Origin of the sequence: Salisediminibacterium halotolerans (assembly GCF_003814815.1) — a bacterium.
Lineage (GTDB): Bacteria > Bacillota > Bacilli > Bacillales > Salisediminibacteriaceae > Salisediminibacterium > Salisediminibacterium halotolerans.
The window spans coordinates 127,457-150,254 of record NZ_RKQQ01000005.1 but is presented as its reverse complement, the minus strand read 5'-3'; the positions used below and the strand labels follow the sequence as shown (position 1 = coordinate 150,254).

The window sequence follows — 22,798 nt, the reverse complement described above, 5'->3', positions numbered from 1 at the left end:
TTTTCGCTCGTTCATAAGCTATGCTTCTAATTTATTTATTAAATCGAAAGAATTTGCGTCAGTTTGTACATTTCCTCATCCAATTGTTTCTCTTCCTTTAGCGCGTCGGCAATTGGTATTTCATAAAGCTTATCATGGCGGATCCCAACAGCGTGGTTTGAAACGCCGTTTAACAGCATTTCTACCGCTCTGACACCCATTTTACTGGCAAGAATTCGGTCACGGCCGGTCGGGTCGCCGCCGCGCTGAATAAACCCGAGCACAGAGACCCTCGCGTTAACTTCCGCCCGTTCCAACAGTTCGTTTTGCAACAGCTGTGCTTGATTTGCCCCTTCGGCGAGCATGATAATTTGATGTTCCTTGCCTTGCTTCTGCCCTTTTCGCAGTTTCGCAATCACCTCCGCCGTATCAACCGGTTCTTCAGGAATAATGATGCTCTCTGCACCGCCGGAAACGCCGGCATGCAAGGCAATATCGCCGCAATTTCTCCCCATCACTTCGATAATCGTCGCTTTCTCGTGTGACGTTGACGTATCCCTGATTTTTGTCACCGCTTCAAGCACGGTATTAACAGCTGTGTCAAAACCGATCGAATAATCTGTATAATTCAGATCATTATCGATCGTCCCCGGCAAAGCGATCGTCGGAAAACCGAGTTCATTCAATTTTTCCGCTCCCATAAAGGAACCGTCCCCGCCGATTACAACGAGCCCGTCAATACCAAACGCATTCAATTGTTCAACCGCCTTGCTGCGGCCCTCTTCGGTTTTAAACGCTTTAGAGCGCGCTGATTTTAAAATCGTCCCGCCTTTATGCACAATATCCCCGACTGATGCGGCATCCATATGCACCAGTTCTCCCTGCATCAAACCTTTGTAACCGCGGTACACACCGTATATTTCAGCGTTGTAATAAACGGACGCTCGGACTATCGCCCGAATCGCTGCATTCATTCCCGGCGCATCGCCTCCGCTCGTTAAAACTGCCAATCGCTTCATCTGTTTCACCTGCTTTTCGTAAGTTGTCTGACATGTGTTATTACTATCATATCGATCTCAGCAGTAAAAATCCATACGTAACGCTGAATTTTAAAACGATTTCATTTCAAACGGCAACACGGTTTCCAGTGATTCAGATCACTGATGCTACAATTACTATCATTTACACTTTGCAAATAAGAAAAAATCATTAAAAGGAGGAAACACATATGGCTTCCCTGTATGATCGGCTCGGCGGTAAAGACGCGATTGCCGCTGCTGTTGATCAATTTTACGAAAAAGTGCTCGCTGATGAAACGGTCAATCGCTTTTTTACAAACACAGACATGGAGAAACAGCGGGATCATCAAATGAAATTTCTCACGTATGCATTAGGAGGACCGAATGAATACGGCGGCACAAGTATGAAAAAAGCCCATGAAGGGATGAACATTCAACCGGAACATTTCAATGCGATCGCTACACACCTCGCAGACACGCTTACGGAACTCGGCGTTGAACAAGACGACATCGAGGCTGTGATGGAAAAAATCAGCGGACTCGCTCCGCACATTATCCATCAATAAGAAACGCCCGCTCACCATCGAGCGGGCGTTTGCTTACACACCGAGCTTAATCATTGCATCCGCAACACGTTTAAAGCCGACAATATTCGCTCCCGCCGGTAATTGCCCCTTTACACCGTATTGCTTCGCGGCCGCTTGAATATCTTTCACAATCGCGGTCATCGTTTCTTGCAGCTTCTCATCAACTTCACGGAATGTCCAGCGCAAGTGGGAAGCGTTTTGCGCCATTTCAAAGACGGAGACCGTCACACCGCCGGCATTTGCCGCTTTGCCGGGGCCGATAAGAATCCCCGCTGATGTAAATGCCTCAATCGCCCCGTTTGTACAAGGCATGTTCGCTCCCTCTGCAACGATTTTAACGCTGTTTTCAATCAGGTGCTGCGCAGCATTTTCATCCAATTCATTTTGCGTTGCACAAGGTAAAGCGATATCGCATGCATTCTCCCAAATTTTTTCTGAGCCTTCCGTATAGGAAGCCGAACGATGTTTGTCAGTATAAAGGGAAATATTTTCACCGCGTGTCTGTTTGATCTCTTTTACCGTTTCTGGCGAAATACCGTTTTGATCGAAAATATATCCCTTCGAGTCGCTGCATGCAACGACCGTGCCGCCAAGTTCGTCAATTTTCTCCATCGCGTGCAGCGAGACATTCCCCGAACCGGATACAATGACTTTCTTCCCTTCAATCTGTTCTCCGTAGTTTTTCATCATCTCTGAAACAAAATAAACAAGACCGTAACCTGTGGCTTGCTCTCTTCCCAAACTGCCCCCGATTTCACTCGGTTTTCCGGTCAAGATTCCCGCCTCATTTTCACCTTGCAGTTTTTTATAACTGCCGTACAAATAGCCGATTTCTTGTTTTCCGACACCGATATCACCGGCCGGAACATCGGTATCAGCACCGAGATGACGCCAAAGAGAAGTCATATAAGCTTGACAAAAGCGCATAATTTCCATATCCGATTTTTCTTTTGGATCAAAATCAGCGCCTCCTTTGCCGGCGCCGATCGGTAAACCCGTCAGCGCGTTTTTAAACATTTGTTCGAAACCGAGAAACTTTACAACGCTCGTATTGACACTTGGATCAAAACGCAAGCCGCCTTTATACGGGCCAAGCGCACTGTTGAACTGCACGCGGTAGCCGCGATTGATACGGACATTGTTGTTATCATCCAGCCACTCAACGCGGAAAACCAACAGTTTCTCCGGTTCAAGCATTCGTTCAATGATTCGATGTTCGCGATATTCAGGATGACGCTCCAACACTTCCGTGAGTGTATGAAAAACCTCATTTACGGCTTGCAAAAACTCCGTTTCTTCTTTATTTTTTTCGGCTAATTCGTCATATACCGCTTGCAAATAATCTGATGCTGATTGTCGGCTCAATATCTCCCGCTCCTTTGACTGTAGTTTTGATGATAACGCTTGCGCTGATAGCCTTTATGTATCGGCGATTCTAAAAGACCATTCCCCAAGGGGAATGGTCGATAAACACTTACATTCGTTCAAGCCGGGCGAGACGCTCTTCAATATCCGGGTGAGAAGAGAACAGTTTCGCCATGCCGGTTTTTCCGTTAATTTTCATTGTCTGCACGGCTGAATCGTCGCGGCCGTCTTTTACATTGGCACGGCCGACATAGCTTTGCAGCGAACGAAGCGCATGCGCCATTTTGTCCTTGCCGGCCAGATCAGCGCCGCCGCGGTCTGCATGATACTCGCGGTGGCGAGAGTAAGCCATCACGACCAAACTGCCGAGAATCGAGAACAAAATCTGGAACACAATAATTGCCGCAAAGCGGACGACAAATTGCATTTCCGAACGCACAAAACGGGAGACGATAATCGCAGCGATCCGTGAGAAGAAGACAACAAACGTGTTTACAACCCCTTGCAATAACGTCATCGTGACCATGTCGCCATTGGAGATGTGCGCCACTTCGTGAGCGAGGACGCCTTCAATCGCATCTCCGTCCATCGAGTCAAGCAGACCGGAAGAAACGGCGACAAGCGAGCGTTTCTTGGTCGGTCCGGTCGCAAAGGCGTTGACTTCTTGAGAATTATAAATCCCGACTTCCGGCATGTGCATCATTCCGGCACGGCGGGCATAGGTGTGCACTCTGTCAACGACCGCGCGTTCTTTCGGTGACAGTGATCCTTCAGGGTCGAGAACTTTGACTCTCATCATCTTTTTCGCGACGATACGCGAAATCGCTAACGAGAAAAAAGAGCCGATGAAACCGATCAGGATACTTAAAATCGCCAATCCGGTTAAGTTAATACCGAGACCGTCGCCGCCGACATCAATTTGCCCGCCGATATCGGTAAACGACGTAATAATCGACCAAACAATGACAACCGTCGTCATGACGAGAATATTCGTTAATAAAAACAGTAAAAATCGTTTTCCCATAATGTTTTTGCCTCCAGTGAATTTTCTAACGCGTTCATTATACACAATTTAAGCAAAAATACATAGTTTCAAAGCTTAATAAATCGTGTAAAAGGTTAAAAGGCTTGTTATTAATAAAGGAGGCTGTCCGTTGTTTGTTTTAAGGAAGTTCTTGCCTCGCAGTTTGCGAAGGATCGTCAACATGTCCCGACGCCAGGCGGTTTATGAACTGCGCGGGAATTTGTGGTTTTCTTCGGTTATTTATGCGGCCGCTGCCGTTGTGCTTGCCTTTATTACATATTGGATCGACTTTAATTTGACGATCGAACACGCAACTCCGAACGTGATGCATGTGACACACGAATATTTGTATACTGTGCTGGGCACACTGCTCGCCGGTGTGATCACACTGAACGCTTTTACGTTTAACTCAACGCTTGTCGTGCTGACAACGTTTTCCGGGCAATTCTCCCCGCGGCTTTTGCTGACGTTCATCAGTGATAAACGGACGCAGCGGGTGCTCGGACTGTTTAATGCAGCCTTTATTTATTTACTTGCTTCCTTTTTTATGTTGCACGAGCTCGTTCATGAAATTTACGTTGCCATTCCATTGACTGCATTCATCATGACACTGCTGGCGATGGCTAACTTCGTTTATTTTATCAATCACGTCGTGAAATGGATGCAGGTGCCGACGTTAACGCACAACATGAAAATGGAGTCGAGCAAACGGATTATGGGAACGCTGCAAAAAGATCTTGAACCTTACCGCGACAATGATTTAGACCAAAGCGCCCATCAGTATTCACGCCGTGAAGCCCACGTCATTCGTGCTGAGCAGACAGGGTTTTTGCAGATTATTGATTTTAAAAAGCTGATTAAATTTGCTACTGAAGACGATATCGTTGTGCAAATTGAAGTCCGCGTCGGTGATTTCATCACCCGCGGCATGCCGATTCTTCGTTACTGGTCTGATAAACAGCGTCCTGAACGTGAGGACTTCTATCGCAACATGCTTTACCTCGGTCATAAAAAAACCGAGCTGCAGGATCTTGAATACGGCATTAATAAATTAAAGGAAGTCGCCATCAAATCGATCGGCAATTATGACCCGAGCACGACAAGAAATGCGATCAATCAATTATCTGATTTATTAATTGACGTCGCTACGATCACAAAATTCACCCCTTACCTTACGAATCGCAACAATGAACTTCGGCTGATTATTCCGGATGAATCTTTCGATTATTACTTACACACCGCGTTTTCACAAATCGTCTACTACGGAGAAAATGATCCGGTGTTGTTAAATGACATTCTCGATGGACTGACAACTGTCGCGCAATCCGTTTATCACGAAGATATGAAGTGCACGTGGGAGTTCGCTGAGCATTTAATGTCGATTTATAAAAAACCGAACTCTTTTAAGTATGAGGACAAACGCTTCACGAGTTCTCTGCGGCAGCTGGCTGTCATGACACACCAAACCGAACGTTACAACGAACTGACCGGGGAAGGCGATTAAAAAACCGGACGGCAACACCGTCCGGCTTTATCTCTCTGCTTTGGTTTGTTTACACGTAATAAACATTGGCCGATTTACAGCTTAATTTTATTGATCCACGTATCGACTTCTTCGGCAGCTTCTTCATCTGAATAACCGTAACGTTCTTTTAATTTGCCGATCAGCTTTTCCCGGCTTCCATTGACAAATTGAACATCATCGTCCGTTAACTTGCCCCACTGGCGCTTAGCTTCGCCGGATACTTGATTCCACTTTGCCTGCAGATCCTCTTTGTTCATATAATTAAACCTCCTTGATTCATTCATGATCATCTTTCATTCGGCACGTTTCCGCTTCATGACATTTTTAAACATTATGTGTTAATAAAGGTAAATATAAGGCGAGGTGACTAGAAACTGTGCAGAAAAAATTGTATTTGCGTGTTTGAGTTTCAAAAGCGCCGGGTACTAGCATTGTAATTGTCATCTATGACCCCGAATAAAGAAACATTAAGGGGGCCCTGCTGTGAATTTTGCGATCAATCAAACAGTTGCTTATTTGCTTGTTGTTGCCGGTGCCGCCTGCTGGGGTGTGACCGGCCTTTTTGTGCAACAGCTTTACGATTTGGGACTTACACCGTCACAAGCCGTGACGGTGCGGCTCTCGTTTTCCAGTCTGCTGTTGTTTATCATGCTGTTGTTATTTGCGCGGGATTATTTAAAAGTCCGCTTAAAAGACCTTCCGCATCTGGTCATGCTCGGCATTGCCGGGATCAGTTTATTTAACTTGTTTTACTTTACCGTCATGGAACGCGCGACTGTGGCTATCGCTGTTGTGTTCGTTTACACATCGCCGATTTTTGCCGCTCTGATTGCACGTCTTTTATATAAAGAGGCTTTAACGTTGCAAAAAAGTATCGCTATCCTGCTCTCGATGACCGGATGCGCCTTTGCGATCGGGCTGCTTCCTGCCGGCGGGGATCCGATTACAATCGGGACGATCTTGATCGGACTGCTGGCCGGCTTATTTTGTTCATCTTACAGCCTGCTCGGAAAATACGTGACCGGTTTATACCATCCCTTTACAACAACGTTTTACGCGCTTTTGGGCGGGGCGTTATTCATGCTCCCGATCAGTCAAGTATGGGAACATCAAGCCCTGTTTTTTTCCGGAAGTGCTTGGCTGTCTGTCTTCGGTATCAGCATTGTTTCAACGATTGCTGCCTACATTTTATTCACGCTCGGATTGACACATATTGAATCGAGCCGGGCAGCGATCCTCTCTTCAGTCGAGCTTGTTTTCAGTGTTTTAGTCAGCTTCTTTATTTTACAGGAAGTGCTTACCGGCTGGCAGGCATTTGGCATTGTGCTCGTCTTGCTGTCGGTTGCGCTGACGGTTATGTCGTTTCGCCGACGGCTTCGTGAACGTTATCCCGACACCGAATACGGATGGTACTAAAAAGCAGACCGGCATGCCGGTCTGCTTTTTATATGTTAACATTTTTGTTTTTCTTCTTCGCAAATTTTTCACGCTGTTTATTCATATTTTTGACGACATAACCGCCTTTAAAGCTTTTCGGTTCAAACGAGACAATAAACGCACTCGGTTCATAATGCCTTACAATATCTATAAATTCGCTCTCTCTGTCGCGCCTCGACGTACAGTCTAATTTATGCCGGGTATCATCAATCCCTTCTACGGTCGAAATGGATACGCTGAAACCAGCCTCGCGGAGGTGCCTAATCAATGCCATATTTTTTTCAAGGATATTGACTTGCAATGACACATAGCCGATCGCCAATTTTTCTTCCAGCAGTGAACCGGCATACATCCCTAAACCAAATCCGATCGCATACGCAGCCATACTGTAGTAATTCGATAAATCGCTGAAAACAATTCCCAATGCTGCAACGTGGACGCCGCCTTCCAATACAGCGAAAAAAGCCGATTTGCCTTTTTCCCCTTTCACCATCATTAATGTCCGCAAAACGACAAGCGGTACATAGACTAATTGAGCGCCTAATACAATCAATGCCTGAAGCAAGCCGGCACCTCCTTCGTTCATGTTTGAAAGTCACAGTTTAGCATAAGACGAAGGAAAGGTGAACGCCGATCGTTGAAATTTAATCTGCTGTAAGCTTTTCATAAAGAAAGCGTAAATCTGCTTCGGTTAAAATCCGCGGCACCGGATAAAACGGGTTTGCTTCGGCCGCTGCCCTGGCAGCCATCAGAGAAATGTCATCTTTGCGCAGATCATCAATTTTTCCCGGTATATCAAGTTGTGTATTCAATTGCTGGACCGCTTTTATAAACCCGGCAGCTTTTGCGGCATCTGTTTGTCCCAAAGCGGCAACCCCAGCTTCTTCAGCAAGGTCTGCAAGCGGCTTATGAACGGCTTCACCGTAATACATCAATACATGCGGCAGAACGATCGCATTCGCTTTTCCGTGCGGAACACTGTATAAACCGCCGAGTGTATGAGCAATCGCATGGACATATCCGACGTAAGACCGTGTGAAAGCCAAGCCGGCAAAGTAAGCTGCCCGCTGCATATTTTTTCGCGCTTCAACATTTTCGCCGTTGCGATACGTTTCTTCAAGGTTGGCAAAAATCAGCTGTACCGCCTGGCGCGCAAGTTTTTTCGTTTCATTCGTCCGGCTCCTGCCGATATATGCCTCGACTGCATGAGTCAATGCATCCATACCGGTCCATGCCGAAATATTCGGCGGCAGTCCCGCTGTTACAAGCGGGTCAAGCACGACGGCATCCGGCATCAGGACGTGATCACTGATCGCATACTTTTCATGCGTCGAAGGATTTGTCAAAACAGCGGCGATCGTCGCTTCGCTTCCGGTTCCTTGTGTGGTCGGAACCGCGAATAACGGCGGTGTCTTGCGCCGGATTTTCCAAACGCCTTTCATTTCTGTCAAACTGAGATCCGGCCGGGCGATCAAGGCACTAGCTCCCTTTGCACAATCAATCGCCGAACCGCCGCCAAAAGCAACAACGGCTTCACAATAATTCTGATGGAACTCGCTGCACGCCTCTTCCGCATTTGCTTCTGTCGGATCAGGCACCGTTTTGTTATAAATCGTTATGCTTAAGCCTGCTTCTGATAAGTCCTCGCAAAACCGCCGAAACAACGGCAGCGAGCTGACGCCGGGATCTGTGACAATCAATACTCGCTGAATGCGTCTTTCACGAATGTAGCGCGGCAATTCACGTATTGAACGTTCGCCCTCGATCAACGCCGGTCGATGCCATGGCACAAGATAAGCCAACCCGCGCATAACTATTTGCCGTGTCCGGTACCAACAAATTTTCATCAGCCAATCTCCCCCGCATGTTATGTCCTGCTCTCCCCTTCTTATACCGAATTTTTACATATGTTTCAATATTCTCTCGAAAAAAAACTTCTGAAAACCTTAATTTTCCATAAGGTTTCCAGAAGTTCATGAATTGTAAGTGCGTCCATCAACTTGAAGGTTTCGGCATCAAACAAATGACCGTCAACATCCAGGCAGACAGCGTAATCACTGTTTCTCCTTCCAAAATTCGACCAGACTGCCGACGAACGGGTGATTTTGATCGAGCTCGGTTACTTCAGTGACCGTTGCTTCAATTCCTTCGTTTTGTATCTTCTTTTGTAATTCAACAGCTTGCTCATCTGCAGATGAATTATAGGCAAGTGCTGCGGCAGCAGCTTGAAGTAAAGCTTCCGGTTCGTCGCCGTGCTCTTTTAATTGCAAGGCCGGGTTAAGAAGCCGTTCAGATCGGTGCAATTTTTTCATCGGCATTCTGCAAACGCGAACGACTTCATCAACAATATGCGGATTGCTGAATCGTTCGAGTGTTTTGGCAATATATGCTTCATGCTCGCCGGCAGAAAACCCGTGTTTTTTTACAAGCAGGCGGCCTGTTTCTGCTAAAACATTGCGGACCTTTTGATAAACCGCCGGATCATCTAAACTTTCTTTAACTGTATTCAAGCCCTTTTCAAAACCAAAATAAGCGGTTGCTGCATGACCAGTATTCACCGTATAAAGTTTTCGTTCAATATAAGCATCTAGATTATCTACTAACGTCAAGCCGTTAATCTCATGCAATTTGCCTTTGAGCTTATTTTTTTCCGCAACCCATTCAAAAAAAGGTTCTACTCGAACGTCTAAAATATTTTCTTGAGTTTGTTTCGGAACAATACGGTCAACTGCAGCATTTGGGAAACCAAATTGAGTCAAAAAAACGTTTTGCTGCTCAGAAGGTACTTCTTCAAGTATAGCTTGTTTTAACAAATCTGTACCGCCGACAGCATTTTCACAGGCGATCACGTTAAGAGGCTGAGCACTGTGCTCAGAACGTTTCATAAGTCCTTTCGCAACGACCTGGGAAATTTTCGGCAAAACTTCCGGTCCGACAGCTGTTGTAATAAGGTCTGCGTTTGCGATTTCTTCGACAAGTTCTTCTTGATCAGCGACTGAATGCAAAGCACTGAAATTTCGAACCTCAAATTGTTCCTCGGGATCAGAAGCATAAATTACACTGTACGATTCATGTTGATTTAACGCTGCTACCATCTCTTCATTCACATCAGCATAAACAGTATGAAAGCCTGATTCGTACAAAAGTTTGCCGATAAAACCGCGCCCAATATTTCCGGCACCAAAGTGGACTGCTTTCATTTAGCTCACCTCACTAAACATATCGAGTAATTCTTCTGCCGATTCAGCTTGGAGCATTTTTTCAATGTTATCCATGTCAGAACAAACAATTGCGACTTTCGATAAAATCTCTAAATGTTCATTGTTTTTTCCTGCAATTCCAAATAACAGTTTCACTTCGTTGCCGCCGCCGTAATCAATGCCTTCCGGGACACGAACAATCGACATACCGGAATGAAGCACCTCTTCTTTGGAATCTTCAGACCCGTGGGGAATCGCAATATAGTTGCCCATATACGTCGATGTCACTTCTTCACGTTCAAACATTTTCTCAATGTAACTGTCTTCCACGTATCCTTGTTTTACGAGAATTTCACCTGCTGCTGTAATCGCTTGTTCCTTCGTTGTCACACCGCTGTTTAACATAATATTTTCTTTTGGCAAAATGTCTTTAGCCATGATCATCTTCTCCTTTATCATCTAATCTGCGAGCCCACGTCAGCAAATAATTTGCTAAGAACGTGCCGATCTCGCTTTCGTTTCCAGTTTGAAACAACTCGGACGACTCCGAACTTTCGATCACTGATACACTGATTTGACTGATCGCTTCGTATAATTCAGCTTCGCGGTTTTCGGGAGCAAGCATCACTAATACGGTGTCACAGTCCATTTTACCGCCGTCCATCGCTTGAATTACAGACGCCGACGGCAGGCGAATCACGATAAAGAGCGGTTTAGCAACAACCGCACTTCTCGTATGATGGAGAGCTAGCGTCGTCCCCGGGATGCCTACTCCCGACAATTTCTCACGTTCGTAGAGCCGTTTAGCCGCTTTTTCAGCATCCGTAATCAAGCCGCCGGAAGCTAATCTTCCAAGCACATACGAAAGGGCTTCCTGCATGTCCACAGAATCCAAGCTGTCGAATAAACGGAAATTCTCCAACAGTTCTCTGACTGCTCTGTATCTGTTTTCCGTCATCGAAACCTCCCTGACAACATCTGCAAATGACTTCCTTATACGGTGTGTGTCAGCTCGATTCGTATGCAATGGCAATGAGGCTTGACTTAAACGTCTGCGAAAATACACTTTCGCTTTATCTACTTCGTCCGACGTTAAAAAGGGATTAACCTGAACATAGTCCACGTTCATATCTGAAAGCGGAATCGTTGAAAAAATTAAATCCAACGGCGACAGTTCCATCTTCTCCAATTCAAACAACGAAACGTTGACAACTTCAGTTATACTGGGAAACTCACGTTGAAGCCTTGTTCCAAGCATTTTTGCCGACCCGATTCCGCTTGAGCAAATAACGATTGCCCGAAATGCATATTCATCTTTGACCCGTTCAATTGCCGAACCGAAATGCAGTACAAGATATCCGATTTCTGCATCGGGCACAGCGACATCCGGGAAGACTTTCCGCATACTGATCGTCAGTTTATTAAACAGTTCTTGATAATTCGCTTTAACCTCGTCAAGGAGCGGATTGGTCAACGTCATCTGCTGCCGAATCCGGTACATCACCGGTTCTAAATGTGCAAGGAGCCCTTGGTATAAGGATACATCATGTTGTAAGTCGACCCCGATCATTTTATCCATTTCTTGAATCAGATGCGTGACATTAAGGGCCATGTCAATATTTTTTTCGTCCATATCTACTTGGTTATCATGTCTCAGTTTAGCTCCGCGCAAATGCATGGTAATATAGCCTATTTCGCTGACAGGAATCTTTGTTTGAAACATTTCTTCAAGCGTTTGCGATAATTCCAAAGCCATCTGGTATTCTTTTTCTTTTTGAAGTTCTGCTAAAACGTCTTGATTGATATGGATATTTTCACCTTTAATGATTCGCTCCAATGCTAAAGCAAGGTGAACAATTAATCCGATATAAGCTGAGTCTGCAATAGGATAGGGAAGTTTTTCATTAATAAGATGAACCGCTTCTTCAACTTTAGAAAGTTTATTGACATCAACAAATCCGAGCAGCCTGTCTGCTATGGCCTGATTGTCCAATTCATGATTTTGATTGAGATTTTTTCGAAAATAGCCGATTAAATCACTCTCATTAACATGATTTGTAAGCAAGCTGCTCATAGCTTTGCGTTTGTCTGATTCCATCCCCTGCACTTCGACACCATAACCCCTGCGTCGGTCCAAAGACAAGTTAAACGATTCCAGCCAAGCCAAACCCTTTTCGACATCTTGACTGACAGTCGCTACCGTGACTTGCATTTCGGAAGCAAGAGCCTGGAGCTTCATTGGTCCCGATGCTTCCAACAGCCGGCAAATCAAAAACGACCGCCGTTGTTCCGGTGTGAAATCTTGAACATGACCTTTAGTTAAACGGTCTTTTAACATCGCTGTTTGTTCAGGTGTCGCTTGCATCCGGATGCCTTTACCTGCTTGTTTTTCAATGGAAATGCCAAATGATCGCAGTGACGGCTCGAGACTTTGCAAATCTCTGTGTACCGTCCGTTCACTGACACCGAGGAAGTGAGCAGTGTCGTGCACTGTCACTTCCCCGCCTTGGTCCATTAAATATTTGAGAATCAAACGATCTCGTGCTGTAAAATACATCGTTGTTCCCCCCTGATTGCTCTGCAGCTTACTGATTTTTCAGCTTTTCTACGAGCTTATCATATTCAGGGCTGTTCAAGAAGTTTTCCACGGAAATGTGGTCTGCTTCCGGCCGTTTCGCACGCGCCCGCTCTGTTAAATCTTTATGCGTCACAACGAGATCAACATCTTCCGGCAAATCATTGATCGCTTTGTTTGTCACTTCAATGCCTTCGATCCCTGCTTTTTTAACTTTATCTTTCAGAAGCGACGCGCCCATCGCACTTGATCCCATGCCGGCGTCGCAGGCAAAAATGATTTTGTTGATGTTTCCAACGGTAACATCTTCAGCGCCAAGCTCAGTTGCGTCCTTTTTCAGCTGTTCAGCTGAATCACTCTTCTTGCCCTTCATCGCTTCCATTTCCGAAGTAGCTTGCATTAAATCGCCTTCGCCTTTGTTTTTGCTCGCTTTAAGAATGAATCCGGCGATCGCAAAGGAGATTGCCGTCGCAACAATAATCCCTGCCAACATACCGATATAGTCACCGCCAGGCGTCATGGCAAAGTAAGCAAAAATACTGCCCGGGGACGGTGTAGCGCGAAGCCCGACACCGAATGTAACGAAGGTGAGAATTCCGCCCATTCCCCCGAAAATAACTGCTATTAGGAGCGACGGTTTCATTAAAATATACGGGAAATAAATTTCATGAATACCGCCAAAGAAGTGAATAATCCCTGCACCCGGAGCCGAACGTTTAGCTGCTCCAGCACCAAAGATCATATAAGCAAGCAAAATACCTAGACCTGGTCCAGGATTCGTTTCCAGCATGAATAAAATTGACTTTCCGGTTTCTGAAGCCTGATCAATACCAATCGGTCCAAGAATTCCGTGGTTAATCGCATTGTTTAAAAACAGTACTTTTGCCGGTTCAATAATAATACTGGCAAATGGCAATAATCCTGCAGCAACGATCGCTTCTACGCCGCTGGCAAGAACATTGTTTAATCCTTCCACAATTGGTCCAACACCTATATAGGCAATGATTGTTAACAAACCGCCGAGAATACCGGCAGAGAAGTTATTCACCAGCATTTCAAACCCTTGACGAATCTTACCTTCCCACAGTGAGTCCAGTTTCTTAATCAAGTAACCGCCGAGAGGTCCCATGAGCATCGCACCGATAAACATCGGAATATCTGTTCCTACGATAACACCCATCGTTGCCGTCGCACCGACGACTCCTCCGCGAACGCCGTAAACTAATTTACCGCCTGTAAAACCGATTAAAAGCGGCAGTAAATAAATAATCATCGGATCAACGAGTTCTACTAAATTTTCATTTGGCAACCAGCCGTCCGGAATAAATAACGCTGTAATTAAACCCCATGCAATAAACGCACCGATGTTCGGCATAATCATACTGCTTAAATAGCTGCCGAAACGTTGAATCTTCGCGCGCACGCCTTGATTTTCATTACTCATAATGTGCCCTCCTCGTAAAATTTTTATTAGCAATGATAAATGCTTAACTTCATCATATACCGGCACATCAATATTCTCAATCTAATGAAAAGGCAGTTTCGTCAAACGACTTGTTGACAAAATTAAAATGAAGGAAACAAATCATTTAGAATGATTTAGATGACCCCTTTCAATTTTTCATATGTTTAAGCTATCGATATTACGGTAATGAGCGTTACGAAAAGAATGACACATTTACTCGACATTAAATTAATTATGAATTTTGACGTAAGAGCTTACACTAGGAGGACCAATTGATATGAACGATTTGAAACAGACAGGAAAACTCGGTTTTGGCACCGCTCCGCTTGGCAACATGTTCCGTGACATTCCGGAAGACGAAGCTAGAGCCACCGTTGCAGAAGCTTGGAAAAACGGGATTCGATATTTTGATACAGCTCCTTTATACGGTGCGGGACTCGCTGAAATCCGCCTTGGAGATGCTTTATCCGATTATCCCCGGGATGAATTTGTTTTAAGTACAAAAGTCGGCCGTGTTATTGAAAACGAAACAGAAGAAAAACAAGGCCTGTTTGCCGATGGGCGGAAAAATAAGGTTACCGATGATTACACAGCCGAAGGCACGCTCCGTTCCATCGAGCAAAGCCTTGAGCGTCTGCAAACCGACCGCTTAGATTATGTTTACGTCCACGACATTTCCCAGGATTTCCAAGGAGATGAATGGATCGCAAAATTTGAAGAAGCACGAACAGGCGCTTTTCACGAACTGACCCGTCTGAAAGAAGAAGGAGTGATTACCGATTGGGGCATCGGTGTCAACACAACCGAGCCAATCGAAATCGCGCTCGATCTAGCAGAAGCTTCGCCAGGCATTAACTTGCAGGCAACACGCTATACACTGCTTGACCACGAGCATGCATTGCAGCGGCTGATGCCAAAGGCTGAAGAACAAGGTTCCGGCATCGTTATCGGAGCGCCTTACGGTTCCGGGATTATTGCCGGCGGCTCGCATTACAAATATAAAGACGCTTCTTCAGAAGTCACGTCACAAGTTGAGCAGTTAAATCAAATCGCCGAGCGACATAACGTCAGCCTCATTGCGGCCGCACTGCAATTTTCAGCCGCACATCCGGCGGTTACGGCTGTGATTCCGGGAACGACGCGTCCAGAACGAATCAAACAAAACAACGAAGCCTTGCAAGCGAACATTCCGGCAGCTTTTTGGCATGAGCTCCTTGACCAAAAACTGATTTCAGACAAGGCTCCGCTTCCATCAACAAAATAACTTATGAAAAATCCCGCACCTTGACAGCAAAGTGCGGGACTATTCATTTTATTCAGCTTTATTCTACAGTCACTGATTTTGCAAGATTGCGTGGCTTATCTACGTCACATTCGCGGTGCAGCGCAGCGTAATAAGCGATCAGCTGCATCGGGATCACACTCACGAGCGGAGCGAGATGCGTGTGCACTTTCGGGAGTACGACAGCGTCTCCCTCATCCTCGAGGCCTTCCATGCTGATCATGCACGGTGATGCGCCGCGGGCAACGGTTTCTTTCATGTTGCCGCGAATACTTAAGTTTACGTGTTCTTGAGTGGCCAAGCCAATGACAGGCGTGCCGTCTTCGATCAAAGCGATCGTTCCGTGTTTCAGCTCACCGCCGGCAAAGCCTTCTGCCTGAATATAAGAAATTTCTTTCAGTTTCAGCGCGCCTTCCAGGCAAACATAATAGTCCGCTGCCCGGCCGATAAAGAACGCGTTGCGCGTCACGCTGAGAAAATCGCGCGCTACTTGTTCAAGCTTCTCTTTTTGATCCGTCAAGACTTCCATCGCATTTGCGACAATCGCCAGCTCCTGGAGCGGATTAAAGCTCATTTCTTTTCCGAGCGCATTGGCGGTATCCACAGCCAAAATAGCAAGAACCGCCATTTGTCCTGTGTATGCTTTCGTGGAGGCAACAGCAATTTCCGGTCCGGCAAACGTGTGCAGGGTAAAGTCCGCTTCGCGAGAGAGCGTCGATCCTGGAACATTCGTGACGGTCAACGTTTTAAAACCTTTTTCTTTCACGTTCACGAGTACACCGCGGGAATCCGCCGTTTCACCGCTTTGTGACAAAAATATAAAGAGCGGGTTTTCACTGACAATCGGCATATTGTAGAGGAATTCACTTGCAACATGCGTTTCAACCGGGATTTCGGCAATGTTTTCGATCATTTGCTTGCCGACAAGCCCGGCATGATAACTGGTTCCTGCTGCAACAATATAAATACGGTCGGCATCCATAACCGCCTGGCGAATATCTTCATCCAGTTTAATCCGGTCATGGTCATCTTGGTATTTTGTAATAATGTTTCGCATCACAAACGGCTGCTCATCAATTTCTTTTAGCATAAAGTGCGGGTAAGTGCCTTTTTCAATATCGCCGGGATCCAGCTCCGCGGTATATGGTTCGCGATGAACCGGTTCCCCGTCCAAGGTTTGGATCATCACATCGTCTCTTGTTAACGTCACAACTTCACCGTCTGAGAGCTCAATGAATTGGTCTGTCAATTTAATCATCGACATCGCATCGCTCGCCACGACGTTAATACCGTCACTGATCCCTACCAAAAGCGGGCTTTTGTTTTTACCGACGTAAATCGTCTCCGGATCATGTTGGTCGATCAGCGCCGTTGCATAGGAACCTTTCAACTGACTTAATACCTCGCGAAAGGCCTCGCCGGTACTTTTCCCTTTTGTCACGAAACGCTCAATCATCTGCACGATAATTTCTGTATCCGTTTCACTGACAAGGTCTAAGTCGGAAAGGTGCTCTTTTTGCAGCTGGCTGTAGTTTTCGATCACGCCGTTATGAACAATCGTGAAACGGTCGGTCACACTCTGATGCGGGTGAGCGTTGATTCGGCTCGGAGCGCCGTGCGTCGCCCAGCGTGTATGACCAATCCCGACTTGAGCCGTTTCATTGAGATCAACTGCTTGCCGCAAAGAAGCAATTCGGCCCTTCTCTTTATATACATGCACCCCTTCACTGTTAGCAATCGCAATACCGGCAGAATCATAGCCGCGGTACTCCAATTTCTCCAGCCCTTGAAGCAATATTTCTTTTGCATCGTTTGTTCCTGCATATCCTACTATTCCGCACATAAATAATTTCCTCCCTCGACGGGGCAAGAAATACACTTAAAAAACAGGGGCATCCTTGCCCCGCTCTGTATAATAATCATATTGGTGTTAAAGTGGGGTCACCAGTGCGTAAAGAATTGTACGAAAAGTCGCCTTCCCGCTTTCTTCTTTCGCTTTCGGTTGTGATGGCAACCGGGAGGTATCCGCCGATTTCTCGATTAACCTCCTCCTCGTCAACTGTCCGGTTACGTCCATAGACAGTCCAGGCGCTTTATAAAACTGTTACCTTCCGCCCTCCTTTCTTCACAATGAGTAAAGCAATCTTACTATGTCAGCGTAAAACAGTCAATCACTATTGAGAAAATTTCACAATAACGCCTTTTTTAGCAAATTTTAAAAGGGATGTACGCCAATATCTTGAAGGCGAACACCCCTTTTTGATCATTCACAGTTTTAAGCAGCAATCAGCCGCCAAGTTCAGCTTTCACAACCGAGACAATCTTTTCAACATACGTATCGCACGTTTTTTCATCAGGTGCTTCGGCCATGACGCGGACGAGCGGCTCGGTTCCAGACGGCCGAACGAGCACACGGCCTTCGCCGTTCATTTCTTCTTCAACTGTTTCGATCGATTGACGAATCACATTGTTGCCGTTTAGGGCCTGTTTATCCGAAACTTTAACATTCACAAGCTTTTGCGGATAATGGGGCATTTCTGCCGCCAGTTCCGACAATGGCTTGCCGCTTGCCTTGACAATTTGCACAAGCTGCATCGCTGTCAGCAATCCGTCTCCGGTTGTTGTATGATCAAGGAAGATAATGTGACCGGATTGTTCTCCGCCAAGGGTGTACCCGTTCGCGCGCATTTCTTCCATCACATAACGGTCGCCGACTTTTGTTTTCTTCGATTGAATCCCTTCTCGTTCCAGCGCCTTGAAAAAACCGAGATTGCTCATTACCGTTGTTACAACGGTATGTTCATGAAGGCGGTCGGTGGTGTTCATATATTTCGCACAAATATACATGATTTGATCACCATCCACAATTTGACCTTTTTCATCAACAGCAATCAGCCGGTCTGCATCGCCGTCAAAAGCGAGGCCGATGTCGGCATTTTTTTCTTTTACAAGTTCTGCGAGACCTTCCGGGTGCGTTGAACCGCAGCCGTCATTAATATTCGTACCGTTTGGAGACGAACCGATACTGGAAATATCGTCTGCTTCCAAATCCGCAAACAAATGGTTGGCAAGCGGTGCAGCTGCACCGTGCGCACAGTCCAGGGCGATATGCATTCCGGAGAAATCGACAGATACCGTTTGTTTCAAAAAGCGCAAATACTTCTGCCCGCCTTCAAAATAATCGTTCACTGTCCCTACTTCTCCCCCGGTCGGACGGGGCAAGTCATCTTCCAATCCGTCTTTATTAATCAAGAGACGTTCTATTTCTTCTTCCTGCTGATCTAAAAGCTTGAAGCCATCCGAACCGAAGAACTTTATGCCGTTATCTTCAACCGGATTGTGTGACGCCGAAATCATTACCCCTGCATCAGCCCCAAGCGCTTTAGTTAAGTATGCGACACCGGGCGTCGTAATCACACCTAAGCGCATCACTTCAGCGCCGATTGAAAGAAGTCCTGAAACAAGCGCTCCTTCCAGCATTGGTCCGGACGCCCGCGGATCACGGCCGATTAAAACTTTCGGCTTATCGGTCTGTTTCTCTTTTGTTAAGACATACCCGCCGTAACGGCCCAGCTTAAATGCTAATTCCGGTGTGAGCTCTGTGTTGGCGACTCCGCGAACTCCGTCGGTACCAAAATATTGTCCCATTTTACAATCTCTCCCTTTGTCGATAATCCAATTAACGTCGCAAGAAACATGTGCAGTTATCAATCGTCATCGTCATCGTCAGCTTCGTTATCCTCATCATCTTCATCATTTTCTTCGTTTTCTTCGTTGCCGTTATTTTCTTGCTCATTTTCGCTCTCTTCTTCATCAATCGCAATTGTTACATCTGTGCCTTCTTCCTGAAAACCGGCATTTTGCGGACCTTGTACGATGAGAGGCAGCGTGTGCTCGCCCGCTTCAAGATCTTCAGCTTCGACGTACGCTTCAATGTCGCTGCGTTCAATTCGGTCCAGTAAACTTTCGCTTCCAGAGACGGTTAAATTGACTTCCCCCGTTTCCGGGTCAATAAATGCCGCCGATTGATCTTGATTGAGACCGGCAATCATTATTTCAAAGTCATCATACTCAGCCGTTGCTTCTTCATCAAGCTGTACATCTATTTCAACCGTTTCCGGTTCAACGCGTTCAATGCCTTGCGGAACTTCGACGTCCCTCTCCAGCACTGTATCACCGTCAATTTCGGACAAATTAATATCTTCTAAGTCAATAAAACTGACATCGTTAAGAACATCAACCGGCCCGAATATCGTCACTTCATCCGGTTCGATCGTGATTTCGTCAATCGCCTCCCCGTCATTTAAAGAGCCAGTCCGGCCAATTCTGAGCGGCACTTCTTTATTTGGACTGGTCACGGGCACATTCACATCAACAGCAGGCGGGTCGGCGGTTACATCAATCTCATCACCGTCGCCGTCGTAAAACGCAACATCAAACGAACCTTCGATCGGCCCGCTCGCCCCTTCAACATCGACGACGGCTCTCGCTGCTTCAATCTGTTCAATCGTTCCTTCCCCGGCTGTCACGTCGACAGAAGAGGGTTCAACTTCAGGTTCACCTAATTCGTAGCCTTCAGCAATTTCTTCTTCATTTAAAAATTCTACGTCAACCGGTATCGACGCTGTTTGCTTTTCTTGTAAAGCCACACGCACTGTCGCCGGTATGATGGATATCGATAAGTCCGAAGGGAAACCGCGATACTGAACCTGTTCATAATGAACCCCTGCTCCTTCATCTGTCAAGTCGACGAATATTTCTTGATCGTCGGTCACTTGCGAAAGAGTCAAGACATTTTGCGGCCCGCTCATCGTCACATCAACGGTCTCCGGAGCTTCCGTTAAAACGTACTCATCTTCATCGTACATCACGGACAGTTCAATATCTTCAAGTGTCCGCGAGCCGTCCGTCACACCCGGGATTCCGCCAGCTTGATTTCCGCCGGTTGGCTGGTTTTCCATGTTTACCATTAAAAACAGCATAATCGCAATGACTAAAGACCCGAGTTTAATGACCCAATTCTGTTCCAGCCATTTATCCATTCTTTTTACCTCCCCATTTCCAGCGAGAAGAGCTGTTTTTCCCGTCTTTTTTCAGGAGTTCTTGTTCAAGCATCTCACGAATCGAATCTTCATCGAGGTTGCGATGCAATTCGCCGTTTTTTGTAATCGAGATGCCCCCGGTTTCTTCAGACACAGCAAGCGTGATCGCATCTGTTACTTCACTCACACCAAGCGCCGCCCGGTGACGGGTGCCTAATTCTTTTGAGATAAACGGATTCTCCGAAAGCGGCAAGTAACAGCCGGCAGCCAATATTTCATTGCCGCGGACATTCACAATAACTGCGCCGTCATGCAGCGGAGCATTCGGAATAAATATATTCGTCATAAGTTCGGTCGTCAGCCGGGCATTCATCGATACACCGGTCTCGACGTAATCACTCATTCCGGTTTCGCGTTCAATCGAAATCAATGCGCCGATCCGCCGTTTCCCCATATAATTAACCGATTTAATGATGTGCTCGATCGCCGCTTTGATTTCTTCTTCAACAGCTGTCGTGGTGGATTGGAAAAAGCGCCCGCGGCCTAAATGTTCCAACGCGCGGCGAAGTTCCGGCTGAAAAATTATGATGATAGCCAAAAGACCGTATGTAACCGCTTGTTGCATAATCCATTGCAGGGTATTTAAACCGAAGTAGCCGCTTAAAAACCAGACGGCGAGAATAACGGTGATCCCTTTAACTAACTGAACAGCGCGGGTTCCGCGTATAACCATGATCAATTTATAGATCACAAATGCCACAAGAAGGACATCGACAACGATCGCAATCGCTCTGAGTAATGTTAAATCTTGAAACATGCTGCTGCCTCCAAACCCTGTTTTTATCTACGTTGCATTATAACATACTCCCCGCTGATCAAGGGAAAAGCATATGGCTTAAAACCATATGCTCAGATCCGTTTGTTCTGTTGTATCACTGGATAAGGAGAAAACATCAGAAATAAATATTTTTGTGTGATGCCAAATACGTTCATAGAAAGCATTGATTTCTTCGATCTCGCCGGTAACCCCGCCGGCAGAAGCTTGGATATGTTCACCGTTCACCAACGTAACGTCGCCGTGAACCTCCCCCTCAACATTTAAATCGCCGTTCTCAATACGAATATCGCCGTAAATCGCCTCGCCTTCCGGTACAATCACAACGCCGTTGGATTCATCTACGTAAAACTGCCCTTCCCCTTGCACAGCGATTTGATTTGCGTCCGGCGAAAAGCCGGAGGCAAGACTGATAATAAATACAAGGAAAAACGTCGCGGCCGTCATCATGAAAGGATGCTTTTGCAGCCAGACTTTGCCTTTTTTAGCTGGCGGCTGCTTAGGAAGCTGGTTCATCACGTTTTGTGTTATATCGTCCGGCGCCTTAAAGTGCGAGGTGCTTTGAACAATCGCGACTGTTTGACGCATTTCTTTTAAGTGTGCGGCGCAATCCCCGCAATCTGATACATGCTCTTCAAGCATCTTTTGTTCTTCGTCATTCATTTCTTCATCCATATAGCGATGGATTTTTTGCAGCTGATTTTTTGAGCAAGCCAAAACAATCACCTCTCTTCTCTGTTACTCGCCGAGACTTTTTCGTAAAGCTTCTCTGCCGCGGTGGATCCGCGTTTTCACCGTCGCTACCGGCAGATTAAGGATGTCGCCGATTTCCTTTAACGATAAATCTTCAAGGTATTTCAAAATAATCGCTGCACGGTATTTTGGCGGCAGCTTCATGATCTCTGCTTGCACCCACTCCTGCATTTCCAGCTGCAACAGCTGGTCCTCCGGGAGCGGATCCTCGTTAGAAAACTGTGAATGATAATCTAAATCCGCTGTCCCCGGCACATTATCTTCCAAATGAAAATCCGGTTTCTTTTTTCTGATCCGGTCGATCGCCAAGTTGGTAGCGATCCGAAACAGCCACGTTGAAAACTTCCGCTTTTCATCATACGTATCGATGTTCATGTATGCGCGCAGAAATGCTTCTTGCGTGACATCTTGCGCTTCATGAACATTGCCGAGCATACGGTATACAATATGATAAACTTGATCTTTGTACAGATCCATCAATTCCGCAAAAGCTTCTTGATCGCCTTTTTTTATATTCGCAATGATTCTTTTTACAACTGTATCCATGCTGTATACCTCCGCTTCTGCGGTCATTAACTAATACGAACGGGGTTAAAGAAAGTTTCATCCGCTTCCATCGTGTATTTTACCATTATATGTATTGGAGTTCACGCAAAATCCACTAAAAAAACCGATTTACCTTTCGAAAAGGTGGAATCGGTTTGAACAGC

At 46.1% G+C, this 22,798-nt stretch carries 20 protein-coding genes; 4 read left to right on the top strand and 16 right to left on the bottom strand.

Annotated features, from left to right (window positions below; genetic code table 11):
- Nucleotides 1–38: 38 nt before the first annotated feature.
- Nucleotides 39–998 carry a 6-phosphofructokinase gene (gene pfkA / locus EDD67_RS10335; RefSeq protein WP_121439955.1) on the bottom strand — a complete coding sequence of 320 codons (960 nt, stop codon included), beginning with the start codon at nucleotides 996–998 and terminating at the stop codon, nucleotides 39–41.
- Nucleotides 999–1,207: 209 nt separating this feature from the next.
- Here pfkA and EDD67_RS10330 point away from each other — a divergent pair, with 209 nt between their 5' ends.
- Complete coding sequence (locus EDD67_RS10330) at nucleotides 1,208–1,564, top strand: group I truncated hemoglobin (RefSeq protein WP_121439954.1); 357 nt, start codon at nucleotides 1,208–1,210, stop codon at nucleotides 1,562–1,564.
- Between the two features lie 33 nt (nucleotides 1,565–1,597).
- Here the strand turns inward: EDD67_RS10330 and gdhA are convergent, their stop codons facing one another.
- Both gdhA and htpX read right to left on the bottom strand, forming a co-directional pair.
- Entirely contained in the window at nucleotides 1,598–2,950 is a 1,353-nt protein-coding gene (gene gdhA, locus EDD67_RS10325) for an NADP-specific glutamate dehydrogenase (RefSeq protein WP_121439953.1), read from the bottom strand.
- A gap of 109 nt (nucleotides 2,951–3,059) precedes the next feature.
- A complete protein-coding gene (gene htpX / locus EDD67_RS10320) occupies nucleotides 3,060–3,974 on the bottom strand; it encodes a protease HtpX (protein ID WP_093074699.1) in 915 nt (304 codons plus the stop codon).
- A gap of 181 nt (nucleotides 3,975–4,155) precedes the next feature.
- Here htpX and EDD67_RS10315 point away from each other — a divergent pair, with 181 nt between their 5' ends.
- The gene (locus EDD67_RS10315; protein ID WP_121439952.1) at nucleotides 4,156–5,478 is read left to right on the top strand and encodes a DUF2254 domain-containing protein; all 1,323 of its coding nucleotides are present in this window, start codon (nucleotides 4,156–4,158) and stop codon (nucleotides 5,476–5,478) included.
- Nucleotides 5,479–5,552: 74 nt separating this feature from the next.
- On the opposite strand, the gene EDD67_RS10310 is transcribed toward EDD67_RS10315, so the two are convergent.
- A complete protein-coding gene (locus EDD67_RS10310; protein WP_093074702.1) occupies nucleotides 5,553–5,756 on the bottom strand; it encodes a CsbD family protein in 204 nt (67 codons plus the stop codon).
- 226 nt (nucleotides 5,757–5,982) lie between these two features.
- Here EDD67_RS10310 and EDD67_RS10305 point away from each other — a divergent pair, with 226 nt between their 5' ends.
- Entirely contained in the window at nucleotides 5,983–6,915 is a 933-nt protein-coding gene (locus EDD67_RS10305; RefSeq protein ID WP_121439951.1) for a DMT family transporter, read from the top strand.
- A 28-nt stretch (nucleotides 6,916–6,943) separates the two neighbouring features.
- Here EDD67_RS10305 and EDD67_RS10300 read toward each other — a convergent pair whose 3' ends face one another.
- The 6 genes from EDD67_RS10300 to EDD67_RS10275 all read right to left on the bottom strand — a co-directional run bounded on the left by EDD67_RS10300 (nucleotide 6,944) and on the right by EDD67_RS10275 (nucleotide 14,155).
- Complete coding sequence (locus tag EDD67_RS10300) at nucleotides 6,944–7,501, bottom strand: DUF2179 domain-containing protein (protein WP_242006018.1); 558 nt, start codon at nucleotides 7,499–7,501, stop codon at nucleotides 6,944–6,946.
- 79 nt (nucleotides 7,502–7,580) lie between these two features.
- Nucleotides 7,581–8,783, bottom strand: a complete 1,203-nt coding sequence (locus EDD67_RS10295; RefSeq protein WP_121439949.1) for an iron-containing alcohol dehydrogenase — start codon at nucleotides 8,781–8,783, stop codon at nucleotides 7,581–7,583.
- Between the two features lie 207 nt (nucleotides 8,784–8,990).
- Nucleotides 8,991–10,136: a mannitol-1-phosphate 5-dehydrogenase gene (locus EDD67_RS10290; RefSeq protein WP_121439948.1), complete on the bottom strand. Its 1,146-nt coding sequence runs from the start codon at nucleotides 10,134–10,136 to the stop codon at nucleotides 8,991–8,993.
- Nucleotides 10,137–10,574 (bottom strand): PTS mannitol transporter subunit IIA, encoded by a 438-nt coding sequence (locus tag EDD67_RS10285; RefSeq protein ID WP_121439947.1) that lies wholly within the window; start codon nucleotides 10,572–10,574, stop codon nucleotides 10,137–10,139. It abuts the gene before it with no gap.
- A complete protein-coding gene (locus EDD67_RS10280; protein ID WP_121439946.1) occupies nucleotides 10,567–12,693 on the bottom strand; it encodes a BglG family transcription antiterminator in 2,127 nt (708 codons plus the stop codon). The genes EDD67_RS10285 and EDD67_RS10280 overlap by 8 nt, the downstream gene beginning before the upstream one ends.
- Nucleotides 12,694–12,721: 28 nt before the next feature.
- Nucleotides 12,722–14,155, bottom strand: coding sequence for a PTS mannitol transporter subunit IIBC (locus EDD67_RS10275; RefSeq protein ID WP_121439945.1), 1,434 nt, complete (start codon nucleotides 14,153–14,155; stop codon nucleotides 12,722–12,724).
- A 298-nt stretch (nucleotides 14,156–14,453) separates the two neighbouring features.
- On the opposite strand from EDD67_RS10275, the gene EDD67_RS10270 reads away from it, so the two are divergent.
- Entirely contained in the window at nucleotides 14,454–15,440 is a 987-nt protein-coding gene (locus EDD67_RS10270; protein ID WP_121439944.1) for an aldo/keto reductase, read from the top strand.
- Nucleotides 15,441–15,498: 58 nt separating this feature from the next.
- Here the strand turns inward: EDD67_RS10270 and glmS are convergent, their stop codons facing one another.
- The 6 genes from glmS to sigW all read right to left on the bottom strand — a co-directional run bounded on the left by glmS (nucleotide 15,499) and on the right by sigW (nucleotide 22,634).
- Entirely contained in the window at nucleotides 15,499–17,301 is a 1,803-nt protein-coding gene (gene glmS, locus EDD67_RS10265; protein WP_121439943.1) for a glutamine--fructose-6-phosphate transaminase (isomerizing), read from the bottom strand.
- Nucleotides 17,302–17,744: 443 nt separating this feature from the next.
- Nucleotides 17,745–19,106 (bottom strand): phosphoglucosamine mutase, encoded by a 1,362-nt coding sequence (glmM, locus tag EDD67_RS10260; RefSeq protein ID WP_121439942.1) that lies wholly within the window; start codon nucleotides 19,104–19,106, stop codon nucleotides 17,745–17,747.
- Nucleotides 19,107–19,165: 59 nt separating this feature from the next.
- Complete coding sequence (locus EDD67_RS10255) at nucleotides 19,166–20,500, bottom strand: CdaR family protein (RefSeq protein ID WP_121439941.1); 1,335 nt, start codon at nucleotides 20,498–20,500, stop codon at nucleotides 19,166–19,168.
- On the bottom strand, nucleotides 20,493–21,317 hold the full coding sequence (gene cdaA / locus EDD67_RS10250) for a diadenylate cyclase CdaA (protein ID WP_093075354.1): 825 nt from the start codon (nucleotides 21,315–21,317) through the stop codon (nucleotides 20,493–20,495). Before cdaA ends, EDD67_RS10255 begins: the two co-directional genes overlap by 8 nt.
- Before the next feature lie 78 nt (nucleotides 21,318–21,395).
- Nucleotides 21,396–22,052, bottom strand: coding sequence for an anti-sigma factor family protein (locus EDD67_RS10245; protein ID WP_121439940.1), 657 nt, complete (start codon nucleotides 22,050–22,052; stop codon nucleotides 21,396–21,398).
- Between the two features lie 21 nt (nucleotides 22,053–22,073).
- Complete coding sequence (gene sigW, locus EDD67_RS10240) at nucleotides 22,074–22,634, bottom strand: RNA polymerase sigma factor SigW (protein WP_093075349.1); 561 nt, start codon at nucleotides 22,632–22,634, stop codon at nucleotides 22,074–22,076.
- Nucleotides 22,635–22,798 lie beyond the last annotated feature (164 nt).

Coding starts and splice junctions, on each gene's coding strand:
- EDD67_RS10315 (WP_121439952.1), top strand. CDS start 4,156: ATGTCCCGACGCCAGGCGGTTTATGAACTGCGCGGGAATTTGTGGTTT.
- glmM (WP_121439942.1), bottom strand. CDS start 19,106: ATGGGACAATATTTTGGTACCGACGGAGTTCGCGGAGTCGCCAACACA.
- EDD67_RS10285 (WP_121439947.1), bottom strand. CDS start 10,574: ATGGCTAAAGACATTTTGCCAAAAGAAAATATTATGTTAAACAGCGGT.
- glmS (WP_121439943.1), bottom strand. CDS start 17,301: ATGTGCGGAATAGTAGGATATGCAGGAACAAACGATGCAAAAGAAATA.
- EDD67_RS10280 (WP_121439946.1), bottom strand. CDS start 12,693: ATGTATTTTACAGCACGAGATCGTTTGATTCTCAAATATTTAATGGAC.
- EDD67_RS10255 (WP_121439941.1), bottom strand. CDS start 20,500: ATGGATAAATGGCTGGAACAGAATTGGGTCATTAAACTCGGGTCTTTA.
- EDD67_RS10295 (WP_121439949.1), bottom strand. CDS start 8,783: ATGAAAATTTGTTGGTACCGGACACGGCAAATAGTTATGCGCGGGTTG.
- sigW (WP_093075349.1), bottom strand. CDS start 22,634: ATGGATACAGTTGTAAAAAGAATCATTGCGAATATAAAAAAAGGCGAT.
- EDD67_RS10330 (WP_121439954.1), top strand. CDS start 1,208: ATGGCTTCCCTGTATGATCGGCTCGGCGGTAAAGACGCGATTGCCGCT.
- EDD67_RS10270 (WP_121439944.1), top strand. CDS start 14,454: ATGAACGATTTGAAACAGACAGGAAAACTCGGTTTTGGCACCGCTCCG.
- EDD67_RS10275 (WP_121439945.1), bottom strand. CDS start 14,155: ATGAGTAATGAAAATCAAGGCGTGCGCGCGAAGATTCAACGTTTCGGC.
- EDD67_RS10290 (WP_121439948.1), bottom strand. CDS start 10,136: ATGAAAGCAGTCCACTTTGGTGCCGGAAATATTGGGCGCGGTTTTATC.
- htpX (WP_093074699.1), bottom strand. CDS start 3,974: ATGGGAAAACGATTTTTACTGTTTTTATTAACGAATATTCTCGTCATG.
- cdaA (WP_093075354.1), bottom strand. CDS start 21,317: ATGTTTCAAGATTTAACATTACTCAGAGCGATTGCGATCGTTGTCGAT.
- EDD67_RS10310 (WP_093074702.1), bottom strand. CDS start 5,756: ATGAACAAAGAGGATCTGCAGGCAAAGTGGAATCAAGTATCCGGCGAA.
- pfkA (WP_121439955.1), bottom strand. CDS start 998: ATGAAGCGATTGGCAGTTTTAACGAGCGGAGGCGATGCGCCGGGAATG.